This window comes from Actinomyces urogenitalis (assembly GCF_002861525.1).
In the GTDB taxonomy this organism is placed as follows: domain Bacteria; phylum Actinomycetota; class Actinomycetes; order Actinomycetales; family Actinomycetaceae; genus Actinomyces; species Actinomyces urogenitalis.
Map to the genome: position 1 here is coordinate 145,071 of NZ_PKHA01000004.1, position 15,124 is coordinate 160,194.

The 15,124-nt window shown below is 69.0% G+C and carries 14 protein-coding genes; 7 read left to right on the forward strand and 7 right to left on the reverse strand.

The features are described 5' to 3' along the window. Window positions 1-74 precede the first annotated feature (74 nt). A complete protein-coding gene (locus CYJ26_RS05610) occupies window positions 75-785 on the forward strand; it encodes a type II secretion system F family protein (RefSeq protein ID WP_048684726.1) in 711 nt (236 codons plus the stop codon). Further along, window positions 782-1,477, forward strand: a complete 696-nt coding sequence (locus CYJ26_RS05615) for a hypothetical protein (RefSeq protein WP_006548601.1) — start codon at window positions 782-784, stop codon at window positions 1,475-1,477. The genes CYJ26_RS05610 and CYJ26_RS05615 overlap by 4 nt, the downstream gene beginning before the upstream one ends. A 53-nt stretch (window positions 1,478-1,530) precedes the next feature. Here CYJ26_RS05615 and CYJ26_RS05620 read toward each other — a convergent pair whose 3' ends face one another. Next, window positions 1,531-1,872 (reverse strand): CBU_0592 family membrane protein, encoded by a 342-nt coding sequence (locus CYJ26_RS05620; RefSeq protein WP_006548602.1) that lies wholly within the window; start codon window positions 1,870-1,872, stop codon window positions 1,531-1,533. Window positions 1,873-1,955: 83 nt separating this feature from the next. Between CYJ26_RS05620 and CYJ26_RS05625 the strand changes: the two genes are divergently transcribed. Beyond that, the gene (locus CYJ26_RS05625) at window positions 1,956-2,867 is read left to right on the forward strand and encodes a LysR family transcriptional regulator (protein ID WP_006548603.1); all 912 of its coding nucleotides are present in this window, start codon (window positions 1,956-1,958) and stop codon (window positions 2,865-2,867) included. Between the two features lie 57 nt (window positions 2,868-2,924). Then, window positions 2,925-4,049, forward strand: coding sequence for a peptide chain release factor 2 (gene prfB, locus CYJ26_RS05630; protein ID WP_006548604.1), 1,125 nt, complete (start codon window positions 2,925-2,927; stop codon window positions 4,047-4,049). Between the two features lie 190 nt (window positions 4,050-4,239). On the opposite strand, the gene ettA is transcribed toward prfB, so the two are convergent. From ettA to ptsP, 3 genes are all read right to left on the reverse strand, one after another. Next, complete coding sequence (gene ettA / locus CYJ26_RS05635; RefSeq protein WP_006548605.1) at window positions 4,240-5,922, reverse strand: energy-dependent translational throttle protein EttA; 1,683 nt, start codon at window positions 5,920-5,922, stop codon at window positions 4,240-4,242. Window positions 5,923-6,070: 148 nt separating this feature from the next. Continuing rightward, on the reverse strand, window positions 6,071-7,159 hold the full coding sequence (locus CYJ26_RS05640; protein WP_006548606.1) for an acyl-CoA thioesterase: 1,089 nt from the start codon (window positions 7,157-7,159) through the stop codon (window positions 6,071-6,073). Further along, window positions 7,156-8,853, reverse strand: a complete 1,698-nt coding sequence (gene ptsP / locus CYJ26_RS05645; RefSeq protein WP_034234692.1) for a phosphoenolpyruvate--protein phosphotransferase — start codon at window positions 8,851-8,853, stop codon at window positions 7,156-7,158. Before ptsP ends, CYJ26_RS05640 begins: the two co-directional genes overlap by 4 nt. A gap of 152 nt (window positions 8,854-9,005) precedes the next feature. Between ptsP and CYJ26_RS05650 the strand changes: the two genes are divergently transcribed. Both CYJ26_RS05650 and malQ read left to right on the forward strand, forming a co-directional pair. Next, window positions 9,006-9,236 (forward strand): PTS sugar transporter subunit IIB, encoded by a 231-nt coding sequence (locus CYJ26_RS05650; RefSeq protein WP_006548608.1) that lies wholly within the window; start codon window positions 9,006-9,008, stop codon window positions 9,234-9,236. A gap of 259 nt (window positions 9,237-9,495) precedes the next feature. Then, on the forward strand, window positions 9,496-11,652 hold the full coding sequence (malQ, locus tag CYJ26_RS05655; RefSeq protein ID WP_034234690.1) for a 4-alpha-glucanotransferase: 2,157 nt from the start codon (window positions 9,496-9,498) through the stop codon (window positions 11,650-11,652). 117 nt (window positions 11,653-11,769) lie between these two features. Here malQ and CYJ26_RS05660 read toward each other — a convergent pair whose 3' ends face one another. The 3 genes from CYJ26_RS05660 to CYJ26_RS05670 form a co-directional block, all read right to left on the reverse strand. After that, entirely contained in the window at window positions 11,770-12,225 is a 456-nt protein-coding gene (locus CYJ26_RS05660) for a PTS sugar transporter subunit IIA (RefSeq protein WP_006548610.1), read from the reverse strand. Then, complete coding sequence (locus tag CYJ26_RS05665; protein WP_006548611.1) at window positions 12,222-12,452, reverse strand: PTS sugar transporter subunit IIB; 231 nt, start codon at window positions 12,450-12,452, stop codon at window positions 12,222-12,224. Before CYJ26_RS05665 ends, CYJ26_RS05660 begins: the two co-directional genes overlap by 4 nt. Window positions 12,453-12,615: 163 nt before the next feature. Next, on the reverse strand, window positions 12,616-13,395 hold the full coding sequence (locus tag CYJ26_RS05670) for a GntR family transcriptional regulator (RefSeq protein WP_006548612.1): 780 nt from the start codon (window positions 13,393-13,395) through the stop codon (window positions 12,616-12,618). A gap of 265 nt (window positions 13,396-13,660) precedes the next feature. Between CYJ26_RS05670 and CYJ26_RS05675 the strand changes: the two genes are divergently transcribed. Further along, window positions 13,661-15,109 carry a PTS transporter subunit EIIC gene (locus CYJ26_RS05675; RefSeq protein ID WP_034234698.1) on the forward strand — a complete coding sequence of 483 codons (1,449 nt, stop codon included), beginning with the start codon at window positions 13,661-13,663 and terminating at the stop codon, window positions 15,107-15,109. The last annotated feature ends 15 nt before the right edge of the window (window positions 15,110-15,124 follow it).

Sequence of the window (15,124 nt, forward strand, 5' to 3'; positions counted from 1 at the left end):
GCCGTGCCTGCCAGTGCGCCAGGGCGCCGAGGCTCGGGTGTCTGTTCCGGCGGGTTTCGCACTGGCTTGGGCAGGTGGCGGCCTCGCCGTCCACGCGTGCTGGCTGGGCGCTGGTGCTTGGGCTCGTCATGGGCGTGGGGGTGCAGGCTGCGGCGCTGCCATGGGCTGCGACGGCGGCGGTTTGCGTGGCCTCGATGGTGGTGGTCGTCCTGGCGCTGCGCCACGGTGTGGAGGTGCGCCGCAGACGTCAGGTGGAGAGCTGGCCTGAGGCTGTTGACCTGCTGGGTGCGGCCTTGAGTCAGGGAGTGGGCCTGCCGGAGGCCCTGTCCGGGCTCGCCGAGGCGGGACCGCCAGCCCTGCGCCCTGCATTTAGGGCCTTCGCGCTCAGCTACACCCTGTCCGGGATCCTCGACGAAGCACTGGATCGTCTCGATGGCGAGCTGGATGACTGGGTGGGGGAGCACCTCATGGCGCTGGTGCGACTGGCTCAGGAGACGGGCACGGCTGGGCTGGCGACGGCGTTGCATGAGCTCTCGGCGACGCTGCGGGTGGAGCGCGCCTCGCGCCGGTTGATGGTCAGCTCACTGGCCTGGGGTGCCCGTGGGTCCTGTCTCCTGGCGTTCGTGCCGTGGTTGGTCATCGGTGCCCTGCACTGTTCGGTGGTGCACCTCACGCCCCACGCCTCCAGTACGCGGCAGCTGCTGGCTGGGGCCTGCCTGTCAGGCGCGGCGGGGATCCTGGCCTGTGTGGCGGGTGGGTTGCCGCAGGGAGCGAGGAGGCCGTGATCTGGCTGGTGCTCGCCGTCCTGCTTCTGGCGGGAGTGGGCGCCTGGGGGTACTGGCGCGAGCGACGCCGCAACGTCCTGTTGCGCCGGACCTTGCCGTATCTCTCGCGTCCGCCGGTCCGGTCTCGCCAGTGGCGGCCGTGGCTCGTGGTGTCCGGGTGGGCGTGGGCTGCCACCGGCCCCATGGCGCGGGTCCTGGGGCTGCGTACCGGCCTGCCGGGATGGGTGCGAAGGCGGCAGATCGAGGCGAGCCTGCCTGAGGCGCTGGATGTCCTTGCCCTGGCTGTTGATACGGGGTGGCAGCCGGTGCAGGGTGCGGAACGTCTGATGGTCTCCACCTTCAATGCTGCGTTCGCGCACGAGCTGGCCGGGATCCTGCCTCCCGATGGGGCTCCGCTGATACCGGAGCTGGTGTCGAGGCTCGGCGCTGAGCCGGGAGCGTCGGCCCAGGTGCTACGGCTTCAGCGGGCCTTTGTCAGCGCGCCTGAAGGGGGAGAGGTCCTGTCCGGGCTCTTGCGTGCCCAGGCCGCAGACCTGCGTGAGCGGCGTCGTCAGCAGTTGGCGCGACGTGTTGGGTGCAGGCTGGCGTTCCAGGCGGCGCTGGTTCTCCTGATCCAGGTTCCCGTCATGGTGGTGGCGTTCGCGGTGCTGGTGCGCGCCCTCCTGGAACCAGGGTCCTGGTGGGCTGGGTGATTGGCGCGATGAGGTGACTGCGTGAGGGGAGGGAGAGGAGGGGCGGAGCTGCCTCAGGCCCGGCGGAGGCTGAGGTCGGCGTGGTCGCGGCGGTGCAGGCGTGCGCGCAGGTCCTGGCTGTGGTGGCGGGCCAGCTGAGCGATGTAGGCGCGCTTGACGGTCGCCAGGATGTTGACGCCGACGAAGACGTAGAAGACGTTGGCGATGGCGCTGGGCCAGGCCCCGGTGTGTGCGCAGTTGATGAGCAGCAGCACGGAGGCGGAGAGGTTGAGGGCCTGATACTTCAGGGAGTCTCCGGCGATGCGGCCCTTGGAGACCAGGAAGTAGGCGAGGAGGAACTCGGCGGCGCCGATCCATCCGCCGATGGCGATGAGGGTGGGAATCACGTCAGTCATGCAATGATCTTGTCCTGTCCTGGACTACAGTTCAATCTAAGGTATCTGCATCCGGCATGAAGAAAAGCTGAAGTAGGGCGCTCATGGATCTGTCTGCACACCGCCTGGCCCTCCTGCTGGCCGTCCACCGTGCCGGAGGCATCGTGGCTGCCGCAGAATCACAACGTTTGTCTCCTTCCGCCGTCAGTCAGCAAATCAAGCTGCTGGAGAAGGAGGTCGGAACGCATGTGCTCGATCGCACACCCTCCGGCTCGGTTCTGACGGAGGCGGGCCGCATCCTCGCCGACACGGCTGAGCGCATCGAGGATGAGCTGACCTCAGCGCGCCGGGAGCTTGCGGAGCTGGATGACTCCACCCCGACCGGGCGTGTGCGCATCGGGTCCTTTGCCACGGCGATCCGCGCGCTGCTGCTGCCCATGCTTGATCATGCGGCCGTCAGCCACCCGGGCCTGCACCTGACGATCGAGGAGACTGAGGAGCGCGCTGGTCTGGCGCGGCTGCGGCGCGGTGAGCTGGACCTGGTCCTGCTGGAGCGTGACGTGCACTCGTTGACGACGGCGCCGCGTGCCATGGCGGACGTGCCGCTGCTGGATGAGTCCTGGCTCATCGTGGTTCCGCCCGAGCAGCCGGCTCCCTCGACGCTCGCGGACCTGGTGCGGGCGACCTGGATCGACCTGGATCCCAACACGGCCGGTGCCGAGGCCTTGGTACGCCTGTCACGCCAGCTGGGCACGCCCCTGACCACGCACCACGTCGGCTACGACTACGACGTCGTCCTGGCGATGGTGAGCTTCGGACTGGGCTACGCCCTCCTGCCTGAGCTCGCAGTCGTCTCCGGGCAGGTTCCTGAGGGAGTGAGTGTGGTGCGTCTGCCTGGGCTGGGTACGCGTCAGCTCGTCGTGCGCCACCGAGCCACCCGCACGGACCCGAGCTCTGCGACCCGCGCGGTGCTTGACCTCCTGCTGGCTCAGGCGCAGGCGATGGAGCTGGGGTAGGCGGCGGCCGAGGTCCTGGAGGGCGAGGCGGGTGCGCCCTGCCGTAGACTCGCCTCCGTGGCCACTGACTTTCCTGCAGAAATCGAGCGACTCCGACACACTCACGCCTCCATCGAGGCGGTGACTGACCCGCAGGCGCTGCGTGCGCGCATCGCTGAGCTCAGCGAGCAGGCGGCTGCACCGGACCTGTGGGACGATCCTGACGCCGCTCAGGTGGTGACCTCGAACCTCTCTCACGCCCAGGCAGACCTCAAGCGTGTGGAGGACCTCGGCTCACGTATTGATGACCTGGAGGCCATGGTGGAGATGGCCGGTGAGGAAGAGGGGGACGACGCCGCCGAGCTGCTGGCGGAGGCAGAGTCGGACCTGGCCTCGATCTCCAAGGACCTGTCCGAGCTGGAGATCCGCACGCTGCTGAGCGGCGAGTACGACCAGCGCGACGCCGTCGTCACCATCCGCTCGGGCGCGGGCGGCGTGGACGCGGCGGACTTTGCCGAGATGCTGCTGCGCATGTACCTGCGCTGGGCTGAGCGCCACGGCTACGCCACCAAGGTGCTGGACACCTCCTACGCCGAGGAGGCGGGCTTGAAGTCGGTGACCTTCGAGGTTCACGCGCCCTACGCCTACGGCACGCTGAGCGTGGAGGGCGGTACCCACCGCCTGGTGCGCATCAGCCCCTTCGACAACCAGGGGCGTCGTCAGACCTCCTTCGCCGCCGTCGAGGTCATCCCGCTCATCGAGTCCACGGACCACATCGAGGTCCCTGAGACTGACATCCGTATTGACGTCTTCCGCTCCTCCGGCCCTGGCGGCCAGTCCGTCAACACCACCGACTCGGCCGTGCGCATCACGCACCTTCCCACCGGCCTCGTGGTCTCCATGCAGGACGAGAAGTCCCAGATCCAGAACCGCGCCGCCGCGATGCGCGTGCTGCAGTCGCGCCTGCTGCTGCTCAAGCAGCAGGAGGAGGACGCCAAGAAGAAGGAGCTGGCCGGGGACGTCAAGGCCTCATGGGGTGACCAGATGCGCTCCTACGTCCTCAACCCCTACCAGATGGTCAAGGACCTGCGCACCAGCTACGAGGTCGGTAACCCCGACTCGGTCTTCGACGGCGACATCGACGGCTTCATTGACGCCGGCATCCGTTGGCGCAAGCAGCAGGAGCAGGCCGAGGAGGACTGAGCCTGCCGGATCAGCCTTCCGCGGTTGCCCGCTCTGAGATGACGACGGCGCCGCCCACCTTCACTGTGGTGGGCGGCGCCGTCGTCATCACCGGCATCCCTTGGCCGGGTCGCGCGTGCTCGGCCTGCGGCCTGCAACGCGACTCAATCGCCTCGGATACTAGAGCAAGCCAAGCTCGGCATCCCTCGGCTCAATCGCGCGTGAGCTTCCTGTAGGTGACTCGGTGCGGGCGGGCGGCGTCGGCACCCAGGCGCGCGACCTTGTTCTCCTCGTAGGAGGCGAAGTTGCCCTCGAACCAGTACCAGGAGGCCGGGTTCTCCTCGGTCCCCTCCCAGGCCAGGATGTGGGTGGCCACGCGATCGAGGAACCAACGGTCGTGGGTGATGACCACGGCGCAGCCGGGGAACTCCAGCAGCGCGTTCTCCAGGCTGGACAGGGTCTCCACGTCCAGGTCGTTGGTGGGCTCGTCCAGGAGGATGAGGTTGCCGCCCTGCTTGAGGGTCAGCGCCAGGTTGAGGCGGTTGCGCTCACCACCGGAGAGCACCCCGGCCGGCTTCTGCTGGTCAGCGCCCTTGAAACCGAAGGAGGCCACGTAGGCACGCGAGGGCATCTCCACGTTGCCGACCTGGATGTAGTCCAGGCCGTCGGAGACGACCTCCCACAGGGTCTTCTTCGGGTCAATACCGGCGCGGTTCTGGTCCACGTAGGACAGCTTGACCGTCTGACCGATCTTGAGGTCCCCGCCGTCCAGCGGCTCCAGGCCCACGATGGTCTTGAACAGGGTGGTCTTACCCACGCCGTTGGGACCGACGATGCCCACGATGCCGTTGCGCGGCAGCGTGAAGGACAGGTCATCAATGAGCGTGCGCCCGTCGAAGCCCTTGGTGATGTGGCTGGCCTCAAGGACCACGTTGCCCAGGCGCGGACCCGGCGGGATCTGGATCTCCTCGAAGTCGAGCTTGCGCGTGCGCTCGGCCTCGGCAGCCATTTCCTCATAGCGGGCCAGACGGGCCTTGGACTTGGCCTGGCGCCCCTTGGCGGACGAGCGCACCCACTCCAGCTCCTCCTTGAGTCGCTTGGCGAGCTTGGCGTCCTTCTTGCCCTGGACCTCCAGGCGCTTCTCCTTGGTCTCCAGGTAGGTGGAGTAGTTGCCCTCGTAGGGGTAGAGGTGACCGCGGTCGACCTCCGCGATCCACTCGGCCACGTGGTCGAGGAAGTAGCGGTCGTGGGTGACGGCGATGACGGCACCCTTGTAGGTGGACAGGTGCTGCTCCAGCCACAGCACGCTCTCGGCGTCCAGGTGGTTGGTGGGCTCGTCCAGCAGCAGCAGGTCAGGTGCCTCCAGCAGCAGCTTGCACAGGGCCACGCGGCGGCGCTCACCACCGGACAGGTGCTTGACCTCGGCGTCCGGCGGCGGGCAGCGCAGGGCGTCCATGGCCTGCTCGAGCTGGGAGTCCAGGTCCCAGGCGTTCGCGGCGTCGATCTCGGTCTGGAGCTTGCCCATCTCCTCCATGAGAGCGTCGAAGTCCGCGTCAGGATCGGCCATCTGGGCGGAGATCTCGTTGAAGCGGTCCAGCTTGCCCTTGATCTCGGCCACGCCCTCCTCGACGTTGCCCAGCACCGTCTTGTCCTCGTTGAGCGGAGGCTCCTGCATGAGGATGCCGACCGTGTAGCCCGGGGTCAGACGAGCCTCGCCGTTGGAGGGCTGGTCCAAGCCGGCCATGATCTTGAGGATGGAGGACTTACCGGCGCCGTTGGGACCGACCATGCCGATCTTGGCGCCGGGCAGGAAGGACATGGAGACGTCGTCGAGGATGACCTTGTCTCCGTGGGCCTTGCGGGCCCGGATCATCTGGTAGATGTACTCAGCCACGGGGGAGGTACGCCTTTCGTGTGGTGGTAAGGGTCGAGTCGCCGGGGCTCCTCGCGCGCAGTCCGACGGCGCAGCGTGCCTGGCGTCCTCGGGTGCGGTTCCGGCGCCTAGCCTACGTGAGGCACGGCCTCGCCGTCGGCCGGCCGGCTCAGTGACTGGCGCCGGTGGTGCCTTCAGGGCCAGCGCCGTCGTCCATGCGGATCTCCCAGCGGCCGTGGCCTGCCTGGCCATGCGCCTGCTGACCAGGCGAGGGCGTGCGGATCATGCCCTCCTGGGCGATGGTCGAGACGAGCTGCCCGGCAGCGTTGAAGACCTCCGCCCTGGCCATGGCGCGCCCGCCCTGCGAGGTCGGGGAGTCCTGGACGAAGAGCAGCCAGTCATTGACATCGACGTCGCGGTGGAACCACTGGGCGTGGTCGAGCGTGGCCAGGCTCATCCCGGGGGTCTGCCAGCACAGCCCCTGGCTGCGTAGTGCGGGCTCCAGCATGATCTGGTCACACATATAGGCCAGCAGTGCCCGGTGCACGGTCTGGGACGCCTGGGCGGGTACGACGCCGCGGGCACGTGCCCACAGGTGCTGGCGCCCCACGCGCTCGGCGGCAGGACGCAGGTAGAGGTTTCCCTCCACGTGCCGCAGGTCGAAGGCAGCGGTGCGTCCCAGGAACTTGGCCACCGGGTGGTTGATGGTCCGGAAGATCTCCAGGGCGCTGCGCAGCTCCTCGGGCGCGGGGACCTGGGGCGCGTCCAGCTGGACCTCAGCGCCGGGCTGGGTCTCCTGGAAGGAGGTGATCATGGACAAGATCGCCTTGCCGTGCTGGAGGGCAGTGGCGCGCCGCTGGGTGAAGGAACGGCCGTCGCGCAGCCGCTCCACCTCGAAGCGGATCGCCTCGTCCGGCAGGCCGCCTCGCATGAAGGAGGCGTGGACGGAGTGAGGTAGCCGGGGCCCGTCCTCGTCCTCCACCACGGTGGCCGCCGCGGCGAGCAGCCCTTGGGCCACCACCTGGCCGCCATAGACCCGCCCCGACAGCTGGGGCAGGCTGTGACCGGAGAAGACGTCCCAGGGCTCATCCGTGGTGAGGGAGCCGGCCCTTGTCACGGGCGCGTCCTTGCCGCGGGGGACCGGGCTCAGCGCCAGGACGCGGGTGACCGAGCCCAGCGGCTCCTCCGACGCCGGTGGAACCGGGTAGGGCTGCGTGGCGGACTGGGCCTGGGGCGTGGGCCGCGTACCGGCCGTCACAGGCCCAGCTCCTCCAGGATCGGCAGCTCGGCACGGACGGCCTGACGGGCCTGCTCGGCCGTTGCAGCCGCCACGGCGAGGGAGGCGATGCGTTGGCACTCAGCCAGGGTGACCGACTTCAGCACGGCGTCCACGTCCGGCAGGGCGCGGGCCGTCATGGACAGGCTCGCAACCCCCAGGCCCACCAGGACGACGGCGAGCGCCGGGTCCGCGGCTGCCTCACCACACACGCCCACGGGGCGGCCGTGGGGCTCGGCTCCCTGGCAGGCGGTGGCGATCAGGCGCAGGACGGCGGGCTGCCAGGCGGTGGACAGGTCTGCCAGCGAGGACAGCAGCCGGTCGGCAGCCATGACGTACTGGGTGAGGTCGTTGGTGCCCACCGAGGCGAAGTCGGCGTGCTCGAACATCTTGTCCGCCATGAGGGCGGCCGAGGGGACCTCGATCATCATGCCGGCCGTCTTCAGCCCGTAGGAACGGGCCTTGTCCGTGAAGGCCTTGGCCTCCTCGACGGTGGAGATCATGGGAGCCATGACCCACACCTTCGCCTCCGTCAGGGCCTCAGCCTTGGCCAGGGCCTCCAGCTGGTGGTCGAGGACCTCGGGGTCGCGTCGGGTCGTGCGGTAGGCGCGCACGCCCAGTGCCGGGTTGGCCTCGGTGGCGTCGGTGAGGAAGGGCAGGGGCTTGTCCGCGCCCGCGTCCAGGGTGCGCACCACGACCTTCTTGCCAGGGAAGGCCTCCAGCACGCTGCGGTAGGCCTCGACCTGCGCGTCAACCGTGGGCTCCTCGGGCTGGTCCAGGAAGCAGAACTCGGTGCGGAACAGACCGATGCCCATCGCACCGGCCTCGGCAGCGGCACGGGCGCCGGCGCCGTCTCCGACGTTGGCGAGCAGCTGGACCTCATGGCCGTCCTTGGTGGCGCCGTCGCCCTTGAACTCGCGCACCCGGCTGGCCAGCTCTCGGGCGTGGTCGATCTCGGCCTGGCTGGGGGAGCGTGTGATCGTGCCCTTGGTGCCGTCAACCAGGATGGTCTCGCCCTCGATCAGGGCCTGGGTCACCTGGGCGCCGGTTCCCACGATCGCGGGGATGCCCAGCGCGCGGGCGAGGATGGCGGTGTGGGAGGTGGGGCCGCCCTCGGAAGTAATGAAGGCCACGACCTTCTCGGGGTCGAGCAGCGCGGTGTCGGCCGGAGCCAGGTCCTCGGCAACCAGGACAAAGTGCTCAGCCATCTGCGGGATGCCGGGCATGGGGGAGTCGGTGAGGACCGCGACGATGCGGTCGCGCACGTCAGCGACGTCGCGCGTGCGCTCAGCCATGTAGCCGCCCAGGGACTCCAGCATGTCTGAGAGCGTGCCCGCGGCCTCCCACACGGCGCGCTCAGGCACCAGGCGACGCTCACGGATGATCGCCTGGGCGGTGGAGGTCAGCGTCGGGTCGGCGGCCATCTGTGCCGTCATCTCCAGCAGGGTGCGCCCCTCGCCCTTGGCCTGGGCGGCTGAGGCCTCCAGGTTGCCCTTGACAGTCTGGGCCGCCTCAGCGACCCGGTCACACTCGTGCTCGGTGGGACGACTGGGGTCCAGGGTCTCGATGGCAGGCTCCTCGATACCGAGCGCCATGTGGGCGACGGGCCCGGCTACCAGGCCCGGGCTTACGCCGATTCCGGTTAGTGCGGTGGGGGTGGCGTCTGGCGTAGGCATAGGGGGTGCTCCTCAGCGGTACCGGAGAGGTGGACACTCTCATTGTGCCCCGGACGGGCGGTTACATGCGCCATTCCGCCCTCGGGTGAATGGGGAGAAGGCAGATCTGAGATAAAGTGAGAACGGACACTACGCAGTGGAAGGGGAACAGGATGAGCAGCGCTCAGCAGATCGTCGAGGGACTGGGTGGACGCGAGAACATCACGGACCTGGAGCCGTGTATCACGCGGCTGCGCGTCGAGGTCGTCGACCAGGACAAGGTTGATGAGGAGGCGCTGCGCGCGACCGGCGCCTTCGGTGTGGTGCGCTCGGGCCGAGTGGTGCAGGTCGTCGTCGGCCCGACGGCGGACGAGCTTGCCGCTGAGATCGCCGCGCTCGACTGAGCCGACCGGATGCGTTGACCACGGCGTGCGATGGCTGTTGCAAGTCAGGAGGACGCCGTGACACTCGAATCATCTTGGCGCCGCGCCACCTTCAGGGTTGGCGCGGCGCTAGAGTGTGTGAAACGCTTGCAGCAAGGTGCAAGGAACCCCTCCCGACGGTGCGCCGTGGCACCGACGAACCGCTCCTCGGGCGTTCCGGCTCCTTCACCCCGCTGGTCCACCTGCGCCGTCGGCGCCTGAGCACAAGGCAGTTCCTGTCATGACTGACGCTTCCCCCGCTTCTGCCCCCGCCTCCGAGCGGCTCCGACAGCTTGCCGAGGCCCACGGGGTGACGACCCGGCACTGGGACTTTCACGGCAACCCGGCCTCGCCGTCTCGCCAGACCCTCGTGGCGGTTCTCGCCGCGCTCGGGGTAGCCGCAGCCACGGACGAGGAGATCGAGGCCTCGCTGCGTGAGGCCGAGACCGCCCCCTGGCGTCAGGTCCTGCCGGCCACGGTGGTGGCTCGGGCCGGAGCCCAGACCCCCGTGGTCGTCCACCTGCCCGACGGCGCCCCGTTACGTGTCCAGGTCCGTCTGGAGGACGGCGGGGTGCGTGAGCTCAGTCAGGCCGATGACTGGACGCCGGCCCGCGAGGTTGACGGCGTCATGACCGGCCAGGCCACCGTCTTAGTCCCTGCGGACCTGCCGCTGGGGTGGCACGAGCTCGTGGCCGAGATCGGTCAGAGCTGGGCAGGACCGGCCCGCACCGCCACCGCGGCGCTGGCGGTCACGCCGGACCGCCTGGAGCTGCCCGCGGCGCTGGGAGGCCGGGGCTGGGGCGCGATGGCTCAACTCTACTCCACGCGTTCACGCGGTTCGTGGGGCGTCGGGGACCTCGATGACCTGACGGAGATGCTCAGCTTCCTGGGCGACGAGGGTGCTGACTTCCTGCTCATCAACCCGCTGCACGCCGCCGAGCCGACCGTGCCGATGACGCCCTCGCCCTACCTGCCGGTCACGCGTCGTTTCGTCAACCCGATCTACATCCGTCCCGAGAACATCCTGGAGGTTTCCCGGCTCTCCGGGCCACGGCGCTCGCTGGTCCAGTGGGCGGCCGAGGAGGTCCATCCCGCCAACCTGTCAGCCGCTCCGATCGACCGCGACGCCGCGTGGAAGGCCAAGAGCGAGGCGCTGGAGGTGATCTTCGCCGCCGGCCGCTCACGCGCGCGCCAGCGGGACTTCGAGCGCTTCCGCGCCGAGCAGGGGCAGGGGCTGGAGCGCTTTGCCCTGTGGAGCGCGCTGACGGAGAAGTACGGGCCGATGCGGCAGTGGCCCGAGCACCTGCGTGAGGCTGACTCCGCCTTCGTGGCCAACGAGGCGCGCACGCTGACCGAGCGCATCGACTTCTTCGCCTGGCTGCAGTGGATCGTGGACGAGCAGCTGTGCCGGGCCCAGGCGCAGGCCAAGGCCTCGGGGATGGCGCTGGGCGTCATGGAGGACCTGGCCGTGGGAGTCCACCCGCGCGGCGCGGACGTGTGGACCACGCCTCAGGCCTTTGCCTCTGGTATGGCTGTGGGGGCGCCCCCGGACATGTACAACCAGCTGGGGCAGAACTGGTCCCAGCCGCCATGGAGCCCGGTCTACCTGGCCGAGCACGCCTACCAGCCGTTGCGGGACATGGCCCGCACGGTGCTGCGCCACGCCGGTGCGCTGCGCGTGGACCACATCATCGGTCTGTTCCGCCTGTGGTGGATCCCTGAGGGGATGGGCGCTGACCAAGGCGCCTACGTGCGCTACGACCACGAGGCCATGGTCGGGATCGTCATGCTGGAGGCATACCGCGCGGGTGCCGTCATCATTGGCGAGGACCTGGGAACGGTGGAGCCGTGGGTGCGTGACTATCTGGCCAGCCGCGGGATCCTGGGCACGGCTGTGCTCTGGTTTGAGAACCAGGACGACGGCTGGCCCAAGCAGCCCGAGGCCTACCGGCACCTGTCTCTGGCGACCGTGACGACTCACGACCTGCCTCCCACGGCCGGCTACCTGGCTGACGAGCACGTGGCCCTGCGTGAGAGCCTTGGCCTGCTGACGGAGCCGGTGGACCAGGTCCGCGCTCAGGCACGCCTGGAGCGCGAGCGCATGCTCGCCCGCCTGCGGGAGCACGGCCTGCTGGGGGAGCAGCCCTCCGAGCGCGAGATCGTCGAGGCCCTGCACCGCTACGTCGCGCGCACGCCGGCGGCGCTCATCGCGGTGGCGCTGGTGGACGGGGTCGGGGACCGACGCGCCCAGAACCAGCCCGGGACGGACCAGGAGTACCCCAACTGGAAGCAGCCCTTGTGCGACGGCTCAGGCGACGTCGTGCTCGTGGACGACCTTCCTGCCAATGCGCGCCTGGCCAGTCTCTTGGCGACGGTCCGCCAGAGCCTGGGGCGCTGAACCTGGGCACTGATCCTGCGGCTGCCTGCGCCCGCCTGGGCGCAGGCAGGTCGACGCGAGGAGGCCCTCAGCCAGAAACGGTCTGGCTGAGGGCCTCCTGGCGCGAGTAGCTCGGGATCAGGCCCAGCTGAAGGCCTCGTCCCCGGCAGCGAGCTGCGTGCCGGCCTCTGTGAGCCTCAGCGCGCTGTCCTGAGCCTCCAGGGCGATGACGGGAACGATGGGGTTGAGGCCCTTGGCCTCGACCTCGGCGGGGTTCCAGGTCACCATCGGTGCTCCGGCCTCCACCTGGTCACCCTCGGTGGCGTGGAGGATGAATCCCTCGCCAGCCAGGCTCACGGTGTCCAGCCCGAGGTGGGTGAGCACTCCGCGTCCCGCAGAGTTGACGACGATAAAGGCGTGCGGGTGGACCTTGGCGACGGTGCCGCTGATGGGGGCGACCGCCGTGACCTCACCCTCGCGGGCGGGGTCGATGGCCAGTCCCGGGCCGACGAACTGCCCGGCGAAGACCGGGTCCGGCACGTCCTGGACCGCGACGACCTTCCCGGCCAGGGGAGCCAGGACGGACAGGCTCATCGCAGGTCCTCGATGTCCTCGGCGATGGTGTCAGCGTTGGGGCCGACGATGACCTGGACGGTGTCGCCCATGGTGACCACGCCGTGGGCGCCGGCCTCCTTGAGAGCGGCCTCGTCGATGACCGAGCCGTCCTCCAGCTCGCAGCGCAGACGGGTGATACAGGGCTCGATCTCGACGATGTTGTCGAATCCGCCGAGAGCGTCAACGATCTTCTGGGCCTGAGACATGGGGTCCTCCTGAGGTTGGTGCCACTAAGGGCAGATGCGGTGGACGGACAGGTTGGGCGCGGGCGCCGTCGCCCGGTACCGGACGAGTGGTCCATACCAGTTGTCATGGTACCGGCTGCCACGCGGTTGTCCAGTCCTGACTGTGACCAGCGCGGGCCGTGGCTTAGCGGGGCCGTGGGGCGATTGCAGCGCCCTCGGGCCGGCGACGCCGCGGGCCGGGGGCAGCCACCGGCACCCACAGGGTGTAACGGTCTGCCCGGTACAGGGACCGGGAGTAGTCCACCGCCAGGTGCTCGTGGAAGGTCCGGCGGGTGATGTCCAGGGCGGGGGAGCGCTCAGGCACGCCCAGCAGGGCCGCCTCCTCTGAGGTGATGGTGTGGCCCTCGATCACGTCCTCACCCCACTGGGGCGGTGTGCCGGCGCGGGTCAGCTCGTTGTAGACCGAGAAGGTCAGGGGCCCGGAGAGGAGGTCGGGGAGGATCGAGGCGGGGATCCAGTTCTCCTCGATCGCCATCGGGGCCGCGTCCGCCGTCAGCAGCCGGCGCAGGTGGTGGACCATCGCGCCAGGCTCCAGCTCCAGGGCCTTGGCGACCGATGCGGGGGCGGGCACCGTCTCCGCCGTGAGGAAGACGGCGCCTGGCTCCATCCCCCGGCGCTGCATCTCCTCACGAAAGGAGGTCAGGCGCAGCTGCAGGTCCATCTTGGGCGGGGCGACGAAGGTGCCCTTGCCCTGGTGGCGCTCCAGGACGCCGTCGGCCACGAGGGCGTCAACGGCCTGCCGTACGGTCATGCGGGAGACCGTGAAGGTCTCGCACAGCTCGCGCTCGGAGGGGATCGCGTCTCCGGGGCGCAGGCCGTCGGCGATGAGGGCGAGAAGGTGGTCGCGCACGACGACGTGCTTGGCTCGCGTCTTTGCGGAGCCGGGGGGCGTGAGGGGCAGCATAGGTGACTCGTGACGTGGAGGGACAGGGTGGACAAGACCATTGTGCCCCGATTCATGCCGCGCAGGTAAACCTCTGGAGCGGTAATTTTCCGAGTCCTTGGCGTGACGCGGAAAAACGCGGTACTTGACATGGGTGAGGTGGCGGGCTTTGCTGGTGCCACTGGTCCAGACCTGTGCGTCGCAGCCCAGCCGGACCATGGCTGCCCACCTGGGCAGCACCCACGCGGCACCGCTGCCGCTTCCCTCCCGAACACTGGAGAACAACGTGTCTGACAAGAAGAAGTCGGGCGGCGCCTTTGCCGTCGCCCAGCGGCTCGGGCGCTCTCTTATGCTCCCGATCGCGACGCTGCCTGCCGCAGGCCTCCTCCTGCGCCTGGGACAGGCCGACATGCTGGGAGCCGATGGGCTCGCCAAGCACCTGAGCTGGATGCAGCCGGTGGCGGACGTGCTGGCAGCGGCCGGTAACGCGGTCTTCAACAACCTCGCGCTCATCTTCGCCGTCGGCGTCGCCGTGGGCTTCGCCAAGAAGTCTGATGGCTCGACCGGTGTGGCCGGACTGTTCGGTTACCTGGTCTTCCAGGGCGTGCTGTGGGTGCTGGCCCCGCTGATCCTGGGCAAGCCGGCCGCTCCGACGGCCGACCAGCTGGACTGCCTGCACAACTTCGATCCGGCCGTTGACTCGATCGGCCAGGTGGGCCCCTGGAACCAGGGCGTGAGCGTGTGCGGTCTGGCCACCCAGCAGCCGATCAACTACGGCGTCCTCGGCGGTATCGTCATGGGTATCACCGCCGCCCTGCTGTGGCAGAAGTACTACCGCATCAAGCTGCCTGACTGGCTGGCCTTCTTCGGCGGGCGCCGCTTCGTTCCGATCGTCACCTCGGTGGCTGCCGTGGTCATCGCCCTGGTCATGGGCCTGATCTATCCCGCCTTCAACTGGCTCATCAACGAGCAGCTTGGTGGCTGGCTCATGACGGCCGGCACCGAGGGCGGCATCGGCGCCATGCTGGCGGCCTTCGTCTTCGGCACGGCCAACCGCCTGCTCATCCCCTTCGGCCTGCACCACCTGCTCAACTCCATTCCGTGGTTCCAGCTGGGTCAGTGCGAGACGGCTGACGGCGGAGTCGCTCACGGTGACCTCACCTGCTTCTTCTCCGGTGTCAACGGCTCCAACGCCTGGACCGGCTCCTTCATGACCGGCTTCTTCCCGATCATGATGTTCGCCCTGCCGGCCGCCGCCCTGGCCATCTGGCACACCGCCAAGCCGGCCAAGCGCAAGGCCACCGGTGCCCTCATGGTCTCGGTCGCCCTGACTGCCTTCATCACGGGTATCACCGAGCCCTTGGAGTACGCCTTCGCCTACGTGGCGTTCCCGATCTACGCGGTCCACGCCGTGCTCACGGGTACCTCGTTGGCCCTGGTCAACGCCCTGGGCATCAAGGACGGCTTCTCCTTCTCCGCCGGTGCGATCGACTACGTGCTGAACTTTGGCAAGTCGGCTGAGCTGTCCGGCGGCGCCGTGGGTGGCCCGCTCCTGCTGGTGGTCATCGGCCTGGTCTACGCCGTCATCTACTACTTCCTCTTCCGGTTCCTCATCACGAAGTTCGACTTCAAGACCCCGGGCCGCGAGGACGACGACGTCGACTCCTTCAAGGCTGCCCAGGCGGCTGCGGCTGAGTCGACCGGCAAGAACGCCGAGGCTGCGCGCAAGCGCTGAGCCACCGCCGCTCTC

Excerpts from the sequence above, each read along its gene's own strand:
- CYJ26_RS05620 (WP_006548602.1), bottom strand. The coding sequence starts at position 1,872 with ATGACTGACGTGATTCCCACCCTCATCGCCATCGGCGGATGGATCGGC.
- CYJ26_RS05625 (WP_006548603.1), top strand. The coding sequence starts at position 1,956 with ATGGATCTGTCTGCACACCGCCTGGCCCTCCTGCTGGCCGTCCACCGT.
- ptsP (WP_034234692.1), bottom strand. The coding sequence starts at position 8,853 with ATGCCTACGCCAGACGCCACCCCCACCGCACTAACCGGAATCGGCGTA.
- CYJ26_RS05650 (WP_006548608.1), top strand. The coding sequence starts at position 9,006 with ATGAGCAGCGCTCAGCAGATCGTCGAGGGACTGGGTGGACGCGAGAAC.
- malQ (WP_034234690.1), top strand. The coding sequence starts at position 9,496 with ATGACTGACGCTTCCCCCGCTTCTGCCCCCGCCTCCGAGCGGCTCCGA.
- CYJ26_RS05660 (WP_006548610.1), bottom strand. The coding sequence starts at position 12,225 with ATGAGCCTGTCCGTCCTGGCTCCCCTGGCCGGGAAGGTCGTCGCGGTC.
- CYJ26_RS05665 (WP_006548611.1), bottom strand. The coding sequence starts at position 12,452 with ATGTCTCAGGCCCAGAAGATCGTTGACGCTCTCGGCGGATTCGACAAC.
- CYJ26_RS05670 (WP_006548612.1), bottom strand. The coding sequence starts at position 13,395 with ATGCTGCCCCTCACGCCCCCCGGCTCCGCAAAGACGCGAGCCAAGCAC.